The organism is Streptomyces sp. NPDC055140 (assembly GCF_053607285.1).
Map to the genome: position 1 here is coordinate 112,306 of NZ_JBSGTG010000005.1, position 14,642 is coordinate 126,947.

The following is a 14,642-nucleotide window of genomic DNA, read 5'->3' on the forward strand; positions in this document are numbered from 1 at the left end:
TCAACCCGCTCAAGCCAACTCTCGATTCAGCTCACTCAACAACGACCGTACATCCCGCCCCGGAAACGCGTGCGCGAACCCCCGCCCGCCACCCTTTCCCTTGAAAGGCTCGGCGTTGAACTCCGCCGTACTGATCCCGACGTCGCTCGCCACCACGTCCCGTATGGACCGCAGCCACCACAGCTGCTCGTCGGAGAAGTCCGCCCCCGCCTGCTGCTGCTTGAGCAGCCACCCCTCGAAGCGCTCTTCCACCGTCTCACGGTATGGACGCAGCTCGTCGTCCACCCCGAGCTCGTACCGGATGAGCGAGATCAAGTCAGGGACTCCCGCCTCCCGGCCACCGTCGGAGTGGACCGCGGCGCCCAAGTCCTCGTAGTACGTCCACAGGGCCTGCGGCGTCCAGGCGAACTGCGGGCGCCGGATCTCCAGGGCCAGTTCTTTAAGCGCGGCGTACGTCTCCGCAGGTGAAACCGATCGGGGGCTCGTCAGGGCAATACTGACCGCCGCGATGCGGTCGCGCTCGTCCTTCAGGAGCTGGCTCCATCGGCTGACCTGCTCCCGGGCTCGCTCCTCGCGCGGGATCTCGTCGACGTCCGTTACCTCGACGGCCGTGAACTCGTCGAAGAGGTAGTCCTTGTCTCGCCGGATCTCGATGATGTGCCGCCGAAGATCGGGATACTCCGTCAGCGGAGCGATCGCGTCCTCCACGAGCCGCCTGGCCGCCGCCTGGCCGCCCTGCTCCAGCGCCCGCTCCTGCCGGTCCGGGTCCACCGCCTTCACAATGTCGCCCGCGATCTCGGACAGGGTCTGCCCGCCCGAGGCGCGCGTCAACTGCTCGCGCTCCTCCTCCGTCAACTGCTGGTTGAGCCGCGCCAGCCGTCCCGCCAGGATCTCGGCCTCACTCGCGCTGATCGATTTCGTACCGGCCTTGTCCAGCAGCTTGGCCAGTGAGACCTGCCGCTCGCCCGCGGGCACCAGCGGCTTGGCGTCCACCAGCGGGGAGTCCGTCACCCCGACCGCGTCGACGAGTACGAACCGGTCCTTGCGGACCGTCGCGTCTGCATCCGGTGTGACCTCCTGGAGCTCCGTCGCGTCGATGGTGCGAGCGCCGCGGCCCTTCATTTGCTCGAAGAGGACGGCACTGCGCACCTCACGCAGGAAGATCACGCACTCCAGGGCCTTCACGTCCGTACCGGTCGCGATCATGTCGACGGTGACGGCGACCCGCATCCGGGGCGAGGTCCGCAGCGCTCGGATCAGCTCGTCCGGGTCCTCGCCGGCCTGGCGGCTCTTGTACGTGATCTTCTTCGCGAAGTCGTCGCCGCGCCCGAAGACCTCCTTGACCTGGGCGAGGACATCTTCCGCATGGTCCTCGCCGACCGCGAAGATCAGAGTCTTCGGAAGCTCGGTCCGGCCGGGGAACCAACGCCGCCAGTTGTCCCGGTACGCGGTGAGTACCGCCCGGATCTCGTCCACCGTAACCACCGAGCGGCCTATTTGCCCGGTCGTGTAGGTGAAGTCGTCGTCCAGTTCCTGGTAACGCTGCCGCCGCGTCTTGCGGTCCTTGACCCGCACCGTCGTGCCCGACTCGATGGTCGCGGCGCCCTTCTCACGCAGGTCGGTGCGCATCCGTACGACGTCGAAGTCGACGTTCACTCCGTCCGCGACGGCCTGCGGATAGGTGTACTCGGAGACCAGGTTGCGGCCGAAGAAACCGAGGGTCTGAAGTGTGGGGGTGGCGGTCAGACCGACCAGGTGTGCGTCGAAGTACTCCAGCACGCCCCGCCACAGACCGTAGATCGAGCGGTGACACTCGTCCACGATGATCAGGTCGAAGGACTCGATCGGGACCTTCGGGTTGTAGGAGACCTCGATGGGCAGGTCCGTCGCATACGTGTCCTCGTACGCCGTGCTGTCCGATGCCTCGTCCGCCTGCTCGTCATCGATGAGGGTCTCCCCGCGCAGCAGCGAGTACATCTTCTGGATCGTGCAGATGACCACCGACGACGTGTCCTGAAGGCCCGCCGCCCCGAGCCGGTCGACGTTGTAGATCTCGGACAGCTTGCGGCCGTCGTCCGGTGTCGTGAACTTGCGGAACTCGTCGTACGCCTGCCTGCCCAGGTTGTTGCGGTCGACGAGGAACAGGACCCGACGCGCCTTGGCGTGCTTGAGCAGCCGGTAGGTCTGTGCCACGGCGGTAAAGGTCTTACCCGCGCCCGTCGCCATCTGGATCAGTGCCCGAGACCGATCCTCTCCCAGGGACTTCTCCAGGCCGCTGATGGCATCGATCTGGGCGAGACGCAGCCCGTTCGGCTCCAGCACGGGCAGTCGGCGCATGCCGGCCCGGAACGTCGGGGCGGTCGGTGTCTCGTCGGCGCGACGCATCCAGGCGGTCACCGTCTCGGGGCGGTGGAAGGAGAACACCTCTCGGGAGCGGGCGTCAGGGTCGAGGCGGTTGATGAAATAGGTCTCGGTGCCGGTCGTCGCGTAGCGGAACGCGAACGGCTCCGCCTCCCGCCAGACAGCGAGCCGGTGCTCCTTGAGGACACCGGCCGCGTACCGGTCGTTCTGCTCCACGGCGCTGGAGAGGTGGTCCCCCTCCCGCTTGGCCTCGATCACACCGACGATCCTGCCGTCGACATACAGGACGTAGTCCGCACGGCCGGTGGCCAGCGTGAACTCACGCACCGCCACGCCCTCGTTCCTTTTCGGACTGACCTGGTCGCGGTACTGGACATCCCATCCCGCCGCTTGCAGCATCTCGTCGATGGCCTCGCGGGCCTGCACCTCGTTGAGCGCGGCGGGCCGCTGTGCGCGGTGGATGATCGCCTCGCGGCGCTTGGCGTCGACCTGACGCGGCTGCCTCCGGGCGGCCTCGTACTTCGCCTGCTGGGCGTCGCGCAGCTCTTCGATCCTGCTACTCAACTGCTCTACTCGGGCGAGCAGTTCGGTCTTGTTCGCGTCGGCGCTGGCGATCAGGCTCTCGGCCTCGGCCCGCGCCCTGCGCTCGGCCTCCAGCGCGTCGTCGGCTTCGGCGAGCCTCGTGCGGGCCTGCGTGAGCGCCTGGCGGTGGCCGTCGAGGGCCTCGCGCAGCTCGGCCAGCTCGGCCGGGTCCGTGATCTGAGCGCTGTCACCGGGGTCCGTGGGCGGCACGAACTCGGCTACGGTGCGCCGGCCGTCGATGGCATCGTGGAACCAGAGGCCGAGCCGGTAGCAGATCCGTACGGCAGCCAGGGCCCGTGCCGTGTCGAAGAGATGGCTGTGGGCGGCCTTGTTTCGGTCGCGGCGCACCCGGTCGAAGTCTTCGCGGATCTCCGGAACGAGGACTCCGGCCCTGGTCAGAGCGGTCAACCGGTCGATCTGCTGGTCGCCCTCGATCCGCATCCCGATACGAGCGATCAGTTCCTCTGCAAGGACCTCGCCGAACTGGCCCGCCTGGACCAGGGAGGAATTGGGGTTCGTGAACACGGTCGCTTCGGCGGAAGCCCCGTACAGGGAGAGCAGCGGCTGGTGCTGATACAGCACCCCGAAGTTGGGTGAGCCCTTCGCGAAGTCACGAAGCCGGTCGTCCATGCTGCCCTATCCCCCGCTATCGCGCCCTGCTAATTGATGGGAGCTCAGCTTAGGCAGTTACGCGCGAAGAGATCTGGAGATCGTCGGTTCAGCCGCTGTCTCGTACCGGGCACGAGGGGGCGAACTTTCCTGGTCGACTCACTCACGTTGGCTGACGTACGGCACTGCGGGCCCGGCCGAAGGCCCGGCCCCTGGTTCCTGCAAGGTCCTCCAACTCGTCGTCATCGCTGTAGACAGACTCACGGGCAGGCGCCAATGGGCCGATGACGGTCTACTGACCCGCACCGCGAAGGGCCAGCTCGTCAGGCTGACGTGAAGTGACCCGGACAGCAGAGGGACAGCAACCAAGGGGTGGCAGACACGGCGAGCGTCAGATCTACACCTACGTGGTCAGCCGAGATAGGGCCGCTCCCGGTGCTCCAAGAAGTGACGGATCCGTAGCCGCTGCGTGTGATGCATCGGCAACTGGTCAATCTCCTTTGGCTGGACGAACCGCAGCTCCGTTGACTCGTCCGAGATCGCGAGTCGGCCGCCGACCACGCGGGCGGTGAAGCAGACGTTGAACTGTCTGCGCACCTCACCGTCCGAGTAGGCAATGATGTGGCGAGGGTCGGTGTACGTGCCCACGAGCCCGGTGATCTCCACCTCCATGCCCGTTTCCTCCTTTACCTCGCGGACAGCCGTTCCCGGGAGTGAGTCAGTCATCTCCATGCCGCCACCAGGGAGCGCCCAGAGATCGTTATCCCGTCGGCGCTGAAGGAGTACGCGCCCTTCGTCGTCGGTAACGACGGCGGATGCGGCGACCACCAAGTTGTTCGGCTCAGGTGCCGCCGGGTCGTCGTAGTACTCGGTCCGTGCCACAGTCACCCTTCGCTTATCGGCGTTGCGGTCTCCCAGACCGCATCGAAGCTGCTGGCGTAGGTGTCGAACATGCCGCCCTCTCCGTTGCGCCGGAGATGCCACACAGGAGCACCGTAGGCGTTCACGCCCCAGACATGGGCGTTGACCAGCGCTTGGTCATCCGCACGATAGATCGAGTTGTAGAGCGTGGTGGCATGGGTCCGCACCTCGATGCCGGATACCCCGGCAAGGGGGCGATAGTGCATGAGGGCGAGTCGACAACGGGACTCAATCCCGTGACCGAACCTCTCTTCGTTGCCGCGCTGTTGAACATTCGCACTATCCGGGTCGCCGACCGCGATACGGATCGCACACCCGTCGGCAGCTCGCTCTCGCAGCAGATCATTGAGCCGTGGGTACGCCTCGTGCAGGAAGACGGCGGCGTATACCAACACATCGATGTGCTCACGGGCCTGAGTCAGCATGTCCACGAAGGCGGACACGGGAATGTCCGCCCGCTGATCGTAGAGAGCCACAAGTTCCGGACTGACGGCGCGTGCAGGGCGTGCCTGCCGGAGCGCGGGCCATAGAGCGTGCACGTCTTCTCCTAGTATTTCCGCTGCCAGCATGGCCGTGGCACGACGCGGCGTACGCCCCAGATTGACCCACCGTTCAACGGACTTGGGATCGACTTCGACTTTGTCCGCCAGGGCGTTGTACGTCCAGCCGCTGGCCGCCATGGCGGCTCGTAACCTCTCGTTCGGCATCCCAATCTCTCCTAATACTCGAGGACGGCACTAGGGACGTTCTACCCGACGCGGGACGTCCCGGAGTGGGGTTTGTGGGAGGTTCCGACGTCCTGATGGGCGGCAGGATGCTCGTCCACATGGCGAGCAATCAGCAGACCAGACCAGGCATCGGTGAACTGGCCAAGGACAGCGTCCGGGACCGTATCGGCGTCGTCATGGGCGAACTCGGCGGTCGCGTGCAGATGCGGCCGCTCCGCGGCGGCGTGGAGTGGGATGCCACGCCGGACCGAGTGGTGCCGCTCAGTGCGCGCGAGGAACTGAGCGCGCGTCTGACCGTGAAGAACGGCAACAGTCGGGATGGTCTGTGATGGGCGCCATCGGCCGCTATGCCGGGGTTCTGTTCATCATCTGCATCAGCGGGTCGTGCGGGCTGGTGATCGGTATGGCCCTCGGTATGAGCCAGTAGACCGGCCGCCCCCGAACGGGTGCCAACTCCACGGTTCCCCAGCCGTTCGGGATCGGCCTTCCAAGTCCGCTTCCTGGTCGTCTGTGAGCCGAGCTCGGCGACCAGGGCGAGAGACAAGTGCCACGCCACACATCACATTAGGAGCGCGCATGATGGCAACGGCGAACGATCAGAAGTCCGGTCGCGCGGTAGCTGGTGAGGAGCTGCTCGAGAGCCTCGCTCACTTCGTAGTCAGCCACAACGGGCAGTCGCCCGAGCGTGCTCAGCGGATCGCGGACCAGGCCGTCGCCTTTCTGGTCACGGCGGCCACAGCCACCGTCCCCATGGTCCCGTCCGATGACGTGGACGTCGGACTTCCCGTGAAGGCGCCCGGCGAGCTGGGTGAGTTGATCGACGCGATGCTCAGCCACGCTCCCGAGGATCGGCCGACGATCTACGAGGCGGGCAAGGCCCTGAGCTGATCCCGAGGCCCCGACTCATGGGGCGGTAGACGCACGGCTACGGCCAACAACTAAAGACCGGACCACCCCTCAGCCTGGACAGCATTCCGGGTGGTCCGGTCGTGGAAGCCCTGATCAGGACCCCGGTGCCGATGGTACCGGGGCGGTCGGCGTGCCCGAACGTGGGTTTGGCTGCAACCCCGGCTTTCTGTTGTCGAGTTGGAGAGAATCAATGTTGCCGTTCGGTCGGCGGAAGCCCAGTTCTAACGTGAGCCACCGAAAGTCAGCCACGACGGCGGGACCGCCGAACGAGCACCCGTCACGTGTGTTTCCAGCAACCCCGCACCGGTCTCAGCCACGCTTCCTCTATGCGTCACGGCCGGCATCTCGATCCAGCCTTGGCGTTGTCGACGCGTCACGCCAACTGGGCTCGGACTGCGGCTTCGAAGTCCATGCGGCCTTGAAGCGGAGGGCGGTTGGCGGCGTGGTCACGCGTGGTCGGTGTCGGCCTGGTCCCGGTGCTCGGAGTGGTCGGGTTGCTTTCTGGTCTGGCTGTCCGCCTCGGCAGTGTTGCGCGCTGAGCGGGTGGGGGCCGCCGGAGCGGTGGCGAAGACATGGAGCGCCGGCGGCCCATGGCCGCCCGCGCGCGCGGCCTGCCGTAGGCGGGCCGCCTTGATCCAGTAAAGAAACTCTGAACAGCTCCACTGCGCTGGGCCCCCGGCCGGTCGCTCGGCCACGCGTTGCCCCCGTCTTCCCACCCGTTCCACGGCTCCATGCCGATCTGGCTCGTTAGATCCGCTTTCAGGCCCATTCGTTCTGGCGGTCGCCGAACTCTATCCACAGGCGGGGAATTGCAAGATGCCGTTGCGGGGCTGGTCGGGGCTTACCGGGCCATTTCGCGGCTTTCTGGTGACCTCGGTCGGCCGCTCGTGGTCGGCCTGGTGGTCGGTGGTGAGTGCTGAGCTGATTTCTATCCGACGGCTGTCACACCGACTGATTTTCCGGCACCTGTAGCAATCGAGGACGGGGCCCTGACTGTGCCCAACGCCGGAATTGGATGAGTGATGTGGATCACGGAAATGGCCGTCACGCCGACGCGGATTTCAGCACCCCTATAGGTGATCCGCAATGGATCGAGCCGCGCAACATAGCCGCGAAGTACCGGTTACCCAAACCGTCGATTCTCCGGACCCTTGATGCCCTGGCCGACGACCGGAAGGACGAGTGGCGTGAGCACATAGAGGTATGGGCCCGCCTGGCGGGACGCGACGAAAGTTGTTACCCGCCTGAAGGGAGCGCGGCACCACACGCCTCGCACGTGTCCGGTCCTGCCGGTAGACCTAGCTCAACAGCCGCGATGACGGCTTGCCGGGCGGTACGGGCAAGCCCCGATTGGCGGCGGATTACCGCTGGGCAAGCTTTCGGGCAAGCCCCCGGCGGTTGGCTGAACGCAATGCGCAACAACGGCACAGCAACGAACGGGTGGACATGAACGAGCATGAGGCAGCACGTATCGCGGCGCGGCTCAAGGAGGTGGAGGAGAAGGTGACGCGACTGGAAGAGCTAGTGCGTCGGGTCGCCGAAAAAATTCCCGCTACTTCTTCGACCCGGTAGCGCCGCCGAGTTGCTGAAAGACCTGCAACAGGCTGTCGAGTCTGGCGTTTATGACATCCAGCCGTTCGGACAACTCGACGTATTCCGGTGTGGGCATTCGCCCGCCGCTTGCTGCCTCGGGAGTGCCGGCCTTCGGGTCGGCCTCTGAGGGCAGGGGATCGGCAACGAAGTTGCCCCGACCCGGCATGGAGTAGATCAGCCCCTCATCGCGCAGCATGCGCAGCGCAGACCGCGCGGTCATGTTCGCGATTTCGTAAGTCGCTTCGAGGTCGCGCGACGACGGGACCCGCTCGCCCGGCTTGAGGCGCCCAGAACGGATCTGCCGCCGCAGCTCCTCGGCGACCAAGCGGTACGGCGGAGTGTCGGAATCCTTGGGCAGCTTCATATCCCGAGGGTAGCGGGCCTAGCCCACCTCGTGCAGTAAGACCCTGATGCAGCACCGCCCTGCCCACACCAAGCTAGCTCACCTCTGCGCGATGTGCGCTAGGCGCTTGACGCACTTGTCGGACGTAGTGCACTGTTGATCTCGCTTCGCCACCCCGGCGGAGCACAACCGAAGGGACGTAACACCCATGGCCCGTATCCGTGTTGGCATGCTCCCCACCGCGTCGTTCATGGTCGGCACCCTGCCGGTGCCGAAGTACGCGGACCAGGAGAAGACACAGTTCGCGACCGACCGCGAGACCGGCGCGAAGCTCTACACGATCACCCTCTTCTTCATGGAGGAGGACCGCGCCGAGGCGCTGAAGATCACCGTCCCGGAGACCGGTCTCCCCAACGGCCTCAAGCCGGGTGTGCCGGTGATGCCGGTGGAGCTGTTCGCCACCCCGTGGGCGCGGATCTTCAACGGCTCGCTCTCGGACGGCATCGCCTACCGCGCGGTCCGCCTGGACCTGGCTGCCGCCGCTACCGACGCGGCGTGAGCGGTCTGCTTTCCGGTTCGGTGCTGAGCGCAGTTACCCGCTGCCTCACGCCAAACCGGACCCCCCAGTTCAGCGAATCTCTCGTGAACTCGGTAGCGACCGTGCTCGTTGGCTACGGCTACCCCCGCCTTGCCGCCTGGGAGGACTGGGCGGCTCTCGAATCGGCCCTCGCGGCCTTCCTCTACAACCCTCAGGAGAGCGACATATGAAGGATCTCAACGACACGACGGAAGGAGCCCTCGGCTACGTCGGCCTGGTTCTGATCGTGCTGGCCATGTGGGCGGTGTGGTGGGTGGTCCGCTACCTGCGCGCCGACGCCATGACCCGGCAGTCGATTCGGCAGGCCGTGCGCGTGCGGCGAGGCTGGAAGCGGCTCGCGCCGATGCTCAAGCTGTCGGCCACGGACAAGACCCCGACCGCACTGACGTCGCTGACGAATGCGGACGGTATGCCCGTCAAGCCCCGCGTCCTCGTCCCCGCGTTGAAGGTCGCGCATGACGCGTACGGGGTGATCGCGCGGGCAACCTGCCTGCCCGGGGTGGGCCTGGAACAGTTCCAAAAGGCGGCCCCGCACCTGGCGGACGCCTGGCGCTGCACGCGGGTCGCGGTCACGCAGGACCAGCCCGGATCGGTCGTCATCCGTGGCGTGCGGCTCGATCCGCTGAAGTTCCCCATCCAGCACCACCCCACGGGCGACGTACCGGACGAGACGGCCCGGTGGGACCTCGGTTTGGACGAGTACGCACAGCCGGTGTCCGTGGACCTCACGCAGGTACCCGGCGTGACCGTGGCCGGCCTACCCGGCTTCGGCAAGACCAGCCTGATCAACCGGCTTCTTTCGGACTGGGCGCCCTCGCCCGCAGTGCAGTTCGCCTGCGCCGACGGCAAGGTGTCCGCCGCGTACGAAGGCGACTACGCCGACTGGGTACAGCGCATGTTCGCCTTCGTGGGCGACGACCTGGAAGAGGCCAACAGCCTCTTCCGACAGTTGGTAGAGCTGCGGCGCGTGCGCTCGGCGTGGCTACGCAAGGTGCTCGGGTCGAAGTCCATGTGGGACATCGGTCCGTCCGAGAACTGGCCGCTGGTCGTGCTGATCATCGACGAAGCCCACACCTACTTCCGCGACCACAAGGGCAGCGACCCGAAGACCAAGAAGCTCGCCGCGCTCGCTGCCGAGAACGCCCGGCTGGTGGAAGACCTGGTGAAGAAGGGCCGCTCGGTGGGGCTGCTCGTCATCCTCGCCACCCAGAAGTCCACCGGCGATGCGATACCGACCTTCATCCGCGACGTGTGCCCCGTCGGCCTGAGCTTCGCGCAGAAGACCGCTGAAGCCGCTGTCGCCGCTCTGGGCGAGGAGATCCGGGAGTGGCCCGATGCCAACCCGATCAACCTCCAAGACCCGACCTATGTCGGCGTCGCCTCCATGAACCACCAGTCGCAGCGTGGCTTCACCCGTATCCGCACCCCGTACGTGCCGGACGCAGACGCCGCCCACGTCGCTGACACCACCGCCCACCTGACCGCCGACCCCTACACGCTCCTGGAAGCCTTCCTCGGCCCTCGCATCGACGAAGACGTGGACTTGGACAAGCCCGACGCCGACGCAGCCTGACCCCTGGCACCCGTCCGCCACGCAGCACCGAAAGGAGGTGAACCCTTTGGCAGAGGACCGGATCACTCAGCGCATCATCACCGCCGTGATGATCGTCATCGCCGCGCTGGCGTTCGTCTTCTCCTTCGGCAACGTATGGTCCCTCGCCCTGCGCCTGGGCGTCCCCGGCCCGATCGCACCGCTCATCGCGCCCATGGTGGACCTGTCCGTGGTCGGCCTGCTGGTCGCCCTGCGCTATCTCTCCCTGCGCGGACTGCCCGCTGAACAGATGACGGCCGCCACACGGCTGATGCACTTTTCCGGGCTGCTGACCCTGGCCCTCAACGTCGCCGAACCGATCACCGCGGGACACTACGGCCGCGCGGCCGTGGACGCCGTGGCTCCCCTGCTCCTGCTCGGCTGGGGCACGGTCGGCCCGCAACTCCTGCGCGCCTTCCATACCGTCAGCCGCCCCACCGAGCCGGCCCCCGTGCCAGACGAGATCGAGCACCAGCCCGAGACGGCTTCCAGCCCTGCCCCCTCTGCGGCGCCGCTCACCGTCCCGGCCCTGCTCGTCACGACTGAAGCGCCCTCGGCTCCGGTCGCTCCGCGTACCGCTCCGGCCCCCGCCTCGCCTGCGGTCAAGGTGCCTGAGCCTCTGCTGATCGAAGCGCGCTCCATCGCCACGTCCCATCACGCCGAGCACGGCGAAACGATTACCCCGGCTCAGCTCAAGACGCGGCTCGGCATCGGCCTCCCCATGGCCACCGCCCTCCACGCCGCCCTGTAGGGCCGCACTCTCCGCCGACCTTTCCGGCGCCTCGCATCCCCGCCCACCCCTGGGCCGACCTGTCATGCCCGCGGGCAGCAGCCCGAGCGCACTGAATCGCTGCTGCCCGCAGGCCCCACCCTCACGCCAGCAAGGAGACCCCGCCACCCATGCACCGCCCCCTCGACCTGCGCCACGTGATCAGCCCCGGCCTGCGGGACCTGATCGAACTGGCCAACACCCACGACTTCGATCGCGTCAACGAACAAGTCCGCAACCTGCGCGGCTGCAGCCAGCCCGTCAACCTCCACGGCTGGACGGTCACCACCGACCAGACCACCAAGCAAGTGGTCCGCTCCTATCGCTCCGAAGACGAACCCTCCGGACGCCTCCTGACCACCTGCGGCAACCGCCGCGCCTCCCGCTGCCCCGCCTGCTCACGCCTCTACGCCGCCGACACCTACCACTTGATCAAGGCTGGACTGTCAGGCGGCAAGAACGTCGCCGAAACCGTCCGCGACCACCCCCGAGCCTTCGTCACTCTTACTGCCCCCTCCTTCGGCCCCGTCCACCACCGCAAGACCGACAGCGCGGGCATGACCCATCCCTGCCGCTGCGGCACCCACCACGCCGAGGACGACCCGGTGTTGGGCACCCCGCTGGACCCGAGCACGTACGACTACACCGGCGCCGTGCTGTGGAACGCGCACGCCGGAGCACTGTGGGCACGCTTCACCACCTACCTTCGCCGTGCCCTCGCCGAACACCTCGGCATGACGCAGAAGGCGTTGAACACCGCCCTCCGCGTGTCCTTCGCCAAGGTCGCCGAGTACCAGAAGCGCGGCCTGGTCCACTTCCACGCCGTGGTCCGCTTCGACGGACCCGATGGGCACACCACATCGCCCCCGCCCTGGGCCACCCTCGATGCCCTCCAGGTCGCCGTGGGCCTGGCGGCCGAGCGTGCCCGACTCCCCATCGAGTCCGACGCCATCGGCGAACGCGTGATCAAGTGGGGCGACCGGTTCAAGGTCGACCAGATCTCCGCCCTGGGCAGCGGCGAACTCACCGACGCCAAGGTCGCGGGATACGTCGCGAAGTACGCCACCAAGAACGCCGAAGGCGCGGGCACCGTAGACCGGACCCTCATGTGCCGTCTTTGCTCCGGACGCGGCTACGTACGCGGCCCCGACGGCTTCCATGACCTGTGCGCCGACTGCGACGGCACCGGACAAGCCGAACCCATCAAGGCCCTGCCGGTACAACAGCACGTCCGCCAGATGATCCGCACCGCCTGGGCCCTCGGGGACTTGCCGGAGTTCGCCGACCTCAAGCTCTGGAAGTGGGCGCACATGCTCGGCTTCCGCGGCCACTTTTCCAGCAAATCCCGCGCCTACTCCACCACCCTCGGCGCACTCCGCGACGTCCGCCGCGCCTGGCGTCTTGCCCAGGCCGAAGCCTCCCGCACCCCCGCCGGCCTCCCCGTCGACGACGAGAACACCATCCTCGTCACCAACTCCTCGTGGACCTACCTCGGCAGCGGCTACCGCCCCGGCGAAGAACTCCTCGCCGCCCAAGTCCGCCACGACAGGGACCACGCCGAACGCCTCAAGCGGGAAGAGCTGGTGCCTGCATGACGACGGCTGTGCTCACCGTGGACAAGGTCGCCGAGCGTCTCGGCATCAGCCGCTGGAAGGTCCACGACCTGATCCGCTCCCGCGAACTCGCCTCCTTCAAGATCGGCCGCTGCCGACGCATCAGTGAAGCCGCCGTGGACGCCTACGTATCACTCCGCACCGAACAGGAAGCTGCCTGATGGCCACGCCGAAGAAGAACGCCAACAACGAGGGCACCATCTACCAGCGCAAGGACGGCCGTTGGGAGGGCAGTGCGTACGTCCTGACGACGGACGGCACATACAAGCGGCGCAGTGTCTACGGCAAGACCTGGAACGAAGCGCACGAGAAGCTCACCAAGCTCAAGGCCGACTCCCTTAGCGGTCTCCCTATCGCCACCAACAAGATGACGCTCGGCGAGTACCTGGCGTACTGGCTGGCGAACGTCGCTCAGGGCAAGGTGCGCAGGACGACCTACGTCAACTACGAGTCTCTCGTCCGCAACTACATCACCCCGGAGTTCGGCAAGAAGATGCTGGTCCGGCTCACCGCCCGCGACATACGCGCCTTCCTCATGAAGACGGCCGCCACCTGCCAGTGCTGCGCGCAGAGCAAGGACAAGAAGCGGCCGGAGCACAAACGGCGCTGCTGCGCCCTCGGTAAGTGTTGCAAGAAGCTGCCGTCAGATCGAACCGTGCGCTTCCTGCTGGTGATCATGCGTGCCGCCCTACAGCACGCGGTGCGTGAGGACGAGTTGCCCCGCAACGTGGCCCGGAACGTGGATCTGAGAATGGGAACGAAGCGCGAGATCGAACCGCTCGCAGTGAAGGAGGGGCGTCAGCTCCTGGCGGCGGCCCGAGTCAACCGGCTGTGGGCCGCGTACGAACTGGCGGTCCGTATCGGCCTGCGACGGGGTGAGCTGCTGGGGCTGCGGTGGTCGGACGTAGATCTTCACGAAGGCGTCCTCACTGTCCGGCAGGCTCTACAGCGGGTCGGCGGTGAACTGCTGATCGTCGCGCCGAAGACCCAGCGCTCGGCCCGTCGCGTGGCCCTCCCGCCGGAGTGTGTGACGGCGCTGCGTGCTCAGCGCGCCCAGCAGATCGCCGACCGGAAAGCAGCGGGCAACAACTGGAAGGGGACGGGCCACGGCCTTGTCTTCACCACCAAGAACGGGACCCCCATCGAGCCGCGCAACCTGAACCGCTCCTTCGAGGCGCTGTCCGTCCGCGCCGGCATCCGCAAGGTCCGCTTTCACGACCTGCGCCACACCTGCGCGTCCCTGCTCCACGAACAGGGCGCCGACGCCCGCATGATCATGGAAGTCCTCGGCCACAGCTCGATCCGCGTGACCATGGACATCTACACGTTCGTACGGCTCGACGCGCAGCGCTCGGCGTTCGATCGCGTCGGGGACGCCCTGAAGGGTGACAGCAACGGCCCGGACGATGACGACGGTGCGGCCGGTGTTCCGGTAGCCGTCTGATCCACCGCGAACTCGCCCTCTGAGGCGGTTGCCGTCAAACAGTGCCGTCAAGACAAAAGCCAGAGGCCCTGTGGATTGCTCCACAGGGCCTCTGGTCTGCTGTGCACTCGGCAGGATTCGAACCTGCAACCTTCTGATCCGTAGTCAGATGCTCTATCCGTTAAGCTACGAGTGCTTGTTCTGTTTTTGTCTCGGTCCCGGCCCCTTCGGCCCGTTCCCGGCGACAGGAAGAACATTACATGACTGCCGCCGTCATGTGAAATCCGTTTGCCGCACCCCTTGTGAGCTGGGCAAACACCGTCTTGCGGGTCCGAAACGCCGAAGCCCCGGTCCATCAGGACCGGGGCTTCGGATCTTGGAGCGGAGGCGGAGGGATTTGAACCCTCGATGGGCTTTAAGGCCCAAACCGCATTAGCAGTGCGGCGCCATAGACCGGACTAGGCGACGCCTCCAGCACGACCCCCCGCGCGAGCGCGAGTGGTGCGTCCAGATGATGACACAGCAGCACGCCGTGTCACCAATCGGCCCCCACGGTACTAGGCGTCCGGGCCGGAGACAAAGCGCTTCTGTTCGTCCTCGTG

At 66.6% G+C, this 14,642-nt stretch carries 12 protein-coding genes, 2 tRNA genes and 2 pseudogenes; 10 read left to right on the forward strand and 6 right to left on the reverse strand.

Annotated features, from left to right (window positions below; translation table 11 throughout):
• Window positions 1-9: 9 nt before the first annotated feature.
• The 3 genes from ACWFR4_RS12525 to ACWFR4_RS12535 form a co-directional block, all read right to left on the reverse strand.
• Entirely contained in the window at window positions 10-3,573 is a 3,564-nt protein-coding gene (locus ACWFR4_RS12525; protein ID WP_453652252.1) for a DEAD/DEAH box helicase family protein, read from the reverse strand.
• Between the two features lie 390 nt (window positions 3,574-3,963).
• The gene (locus ACWFR4_RS12530; protein ID WP_453652254.1) at window positions 3,964-4,434 is read right to left on the reverse strand and encodes an NUDIX domain-containing protein; all 471 of its coding nucleotides are present in this window, start codon (window positions 4,432-4,434) and stop codon (window positions 3,964-3,966) included.
• A gap of 2 nt (window positions 4,435-4,436) precedes the next feature.
• Entirely contained in the window at window positions 4,437-5,180 is a 744-nt protein-coding gene (locus ACWFR4_RS12535; protein ID WP_453652255.1) for an XRE family transcriptional regulator, read from the reverse strand.
• Window positions 5,181-5,287: 107 nt separating this feature from the next.
• On the opposite strand from ACWFR4_RS12535, the gene ACWFR4_RS12540 reads away from it, so the two are divergent.
• The 3 genes and pseudogenes from ACWFR4_RS12540 to ACWFR4_RS12550 form a co-directional block, all read left to right on the forward strand.
• A complete protein-coding gene (locus ACWFR4_RS12540; RefSeq protein ID WP_453652493.1) occupies window positions 5,288-5,530 on the forward strand; it encodes a hypothetical protein in 243 nt (80 codons plus the stop codon).
• A 247-nt stretch (window positions 5,531-5,777) separates the two neighbouring features.
• Window positions 5,778-5,984 (forward strand): annotated as a pseudogene (locus tag ACWFR4_RS12545) (hypothetical protein); the annotation flags it as partial.
• A pseudogene (locus ACWFR4_RS12550) lies at window positions 5,985-6,089 on the forward strand (protein kinase family protein); the annotation flags it as partial. It lies immediately after the preceding pseudogene.
• Window positions 6,090-7,662: 1,573 nt separating this feature from the next.
• Here the strand turns inward: ACWFR4_RS12550 and ACWFR4_RS12555 are convergent.
• Window positions 7,663-8,067, reverse strand: coding sequence for a GntR family transcriptional regulator (locus ACWFR4_RS12555; RefSeq protein WP_453652257.1), 405 nt, complete (start codon window positions 8,065-8,067; stop codon window positions 7,663-7,665).
• Window positions 8,068-8,254: 187 nt separating this feature from the next.
• On the opposite strand from ACWFR4_RS12555, the gene ACWFR4_RS12560 reads away from it, so the two are divergent.
• The 7 genes from ACWFR4_RS12560 to ACWFR4_RS12590 all read left to right on the forward strand — a co-directional run bounded on the left by ACWFR4_RS12560 (window position 8,255) and on the right by ACWFR4_RS12590 (window position 14,061).
• Complete coding sequence (locus ACWFR4_RS12560; protein WP_453652259.1) at window positions 8,255-8,605, forward strand: SCO3933 family regulatory protein; 351 nt, start codon at window positions 8,255-8,257, stop codon at window positions 8,603-8,605.
• An 83-nt stretch (window positions 8,606-8,688) separates the two neighbouring features.
• A complete protein-coding gene (locus ACWFR4_RS12565) occupies window positions 8,689-8,814 on the forward strand; it encodes a hypothetical protein (protein WP_453652261.1) in 126 nt (41 codons plus the stop codon).
• Window positions 8,811-10,217, forward strand: a complete 1,407-nt coding sequence (locus ACWFR4_RS12570) for an FtsK/SpoIIIE domain-containing protein (RefSeq protein WP_453652263.1) — start codon at window positions 8,811-8,813, stop codon at window positions 10,215-10,217. The genes ACWFR4_RS12565 and ACWFR4_RS12570 overlap by 4 nt, the downstream gene beginning before the upstream one ends.
• 46 nt (window positions 10,218-10,263) lie before the next feature.
• Window positions 10,264-10,986 carry a DUF2637 domain-containing protein gene (locus ACWFR4_RS12575; RefSeq protein WP_453652265.1) on the forward strand — a complete coding sequence of 241 codons (723 nt, stop codon included), beginning with the start codon at window positions 10,264-10,266 and terminating at the stop codon, window positions 10,984-10,986.
• A gap of 149 nt (window positions 10,987-11,135) precedes the next feature.
• Window positions 11,136-12,599, forward strand: a complete 1,464-nt coding sequence (locus ACWFR4_RS12580; protein ID WP_453652267.1) for a replication initiator — start codon at window positions 11,136-11,138, stop codon at window positions 12,597-12,599.
• Window positions 12,596-12,778 (forward strand): helix-turn-helix domain-containing protein, encoded by a 183-nt coding sequence (locus tag ACWFR4_RS12585; RefSeq protein WP_453652269.1) that lies wholly within the window; start codon window positions 12,596-12,598, stop codon window positions 12,776-12,778. Before ACWFR4_RS12580 ends, ACWFR4_RS12585 begins: the two co-directional genes overlap by 4 nt.
• Window positions 12,778-14,061, forward strand: a complete 1,284-nt coding sequence (locus ACWFR4_RS12590; protein ID WP_453652270.1) for a site-specific integrase — start codon at window positions 12,778-12,780, stop codon at window positions 14,059-14,061. Before ACWFR4_RS12585 ends, ACWFR4_RS12590 begins: the two co-directional genes overlap by 1 nt.
• 102 nt (window positions 14,062-14,163) lie before the next feature.
• Here ACWFR4_RS12590 and ACWFR4_RS12595 read toward each other — a convergent pair.
• Both ACWFR4_RS12595 and ACWFR4_RS12600 read right to left on the reverse strand, forming a co-directional pair.
• A tRNA-Arg gene (locus ACWFR4_RS12595) sits at window positions 14,164-14,236 on the reverse strand.
• Between the two features lie 186 nt (window positions 14,237-14,422).
• A tRNA-Ser gene (locus ACWFR4_RS12600) sits at window positions 14,423-14,513 on the reverse strand.
• Window positions 14,514-14,642: the final 129 nt, after the last annotated feature.

Excerpts from the sequence above, each read along its gene's own strand:
- ACWFR4_RS12525 (WP_453652252.1), bottom strand. The coding sequence starts at position 3,573 with ATGGACGACCGGCTTCGTGACTTCGCGAAGGGCTCACCCAACTTCGGG.
- ACWFR4_RS12535 (WP_453652255.1), bottom strand. The coding sequence starts at position 5,180 with ATGCCGAACGAGAGGTTACGAGCCGCCATGGCGGCCAGCGGCTGGACG.
- ACWFR4_RS12540 (WP_453652493.1), top strand. The coding sequence starts at position 5,288 with ATGCTCGTCCACATGGCGAGCAATCAGCAGACCAGACCAGGCATCGGT.
- ACWFR4_RS12555 (WP_453652257.1), bottom strand. The coding sequence starts at position 8,067 with ATGAAGCTGCCCAAGGATTCCGACACTCCGCCGTACCGCTTGGTCGCC.
- ACWFR4_RS12560 (WP_453652259.1), top strand. The coding sequence starts at position 8,255 with ATGGCCCGTATCCGTGTTGGCATGCTCCCCACCGCGTCGTTCATGGTC.
- ACWFR4_RS12570 (WP_453652263.1), top strand. The coding sequence starts at position 8,811 with ATGAAGGATCTCAACGACACGACGGAAGGAGCCCTCGGCTACGTCGGC.
- ACWFR4_RS12580 (WP_453652267.1), top strand. The coding sequence starts at position 11,136 with ATGCACCGCCCCCTCGACCTGCGCCACGTGATCAGCCCCGGCCTGCGG.
- ACWFR4_RS12585 (WP_453652269.1), top strand. The coding sequence starts at position 12,596 with ATGACGACGGCTGTGCTCACCGTGGACAAGGTCGCCGAGCGTCTCGGC.
- ACWFR4_RS12590 (WP_453652270.1), top strand. The coding sequence starts at position 12,778 with ATGGCCACGCCGAAGAAGAACGCCAACAACGAGGGCACCATCTACCAG.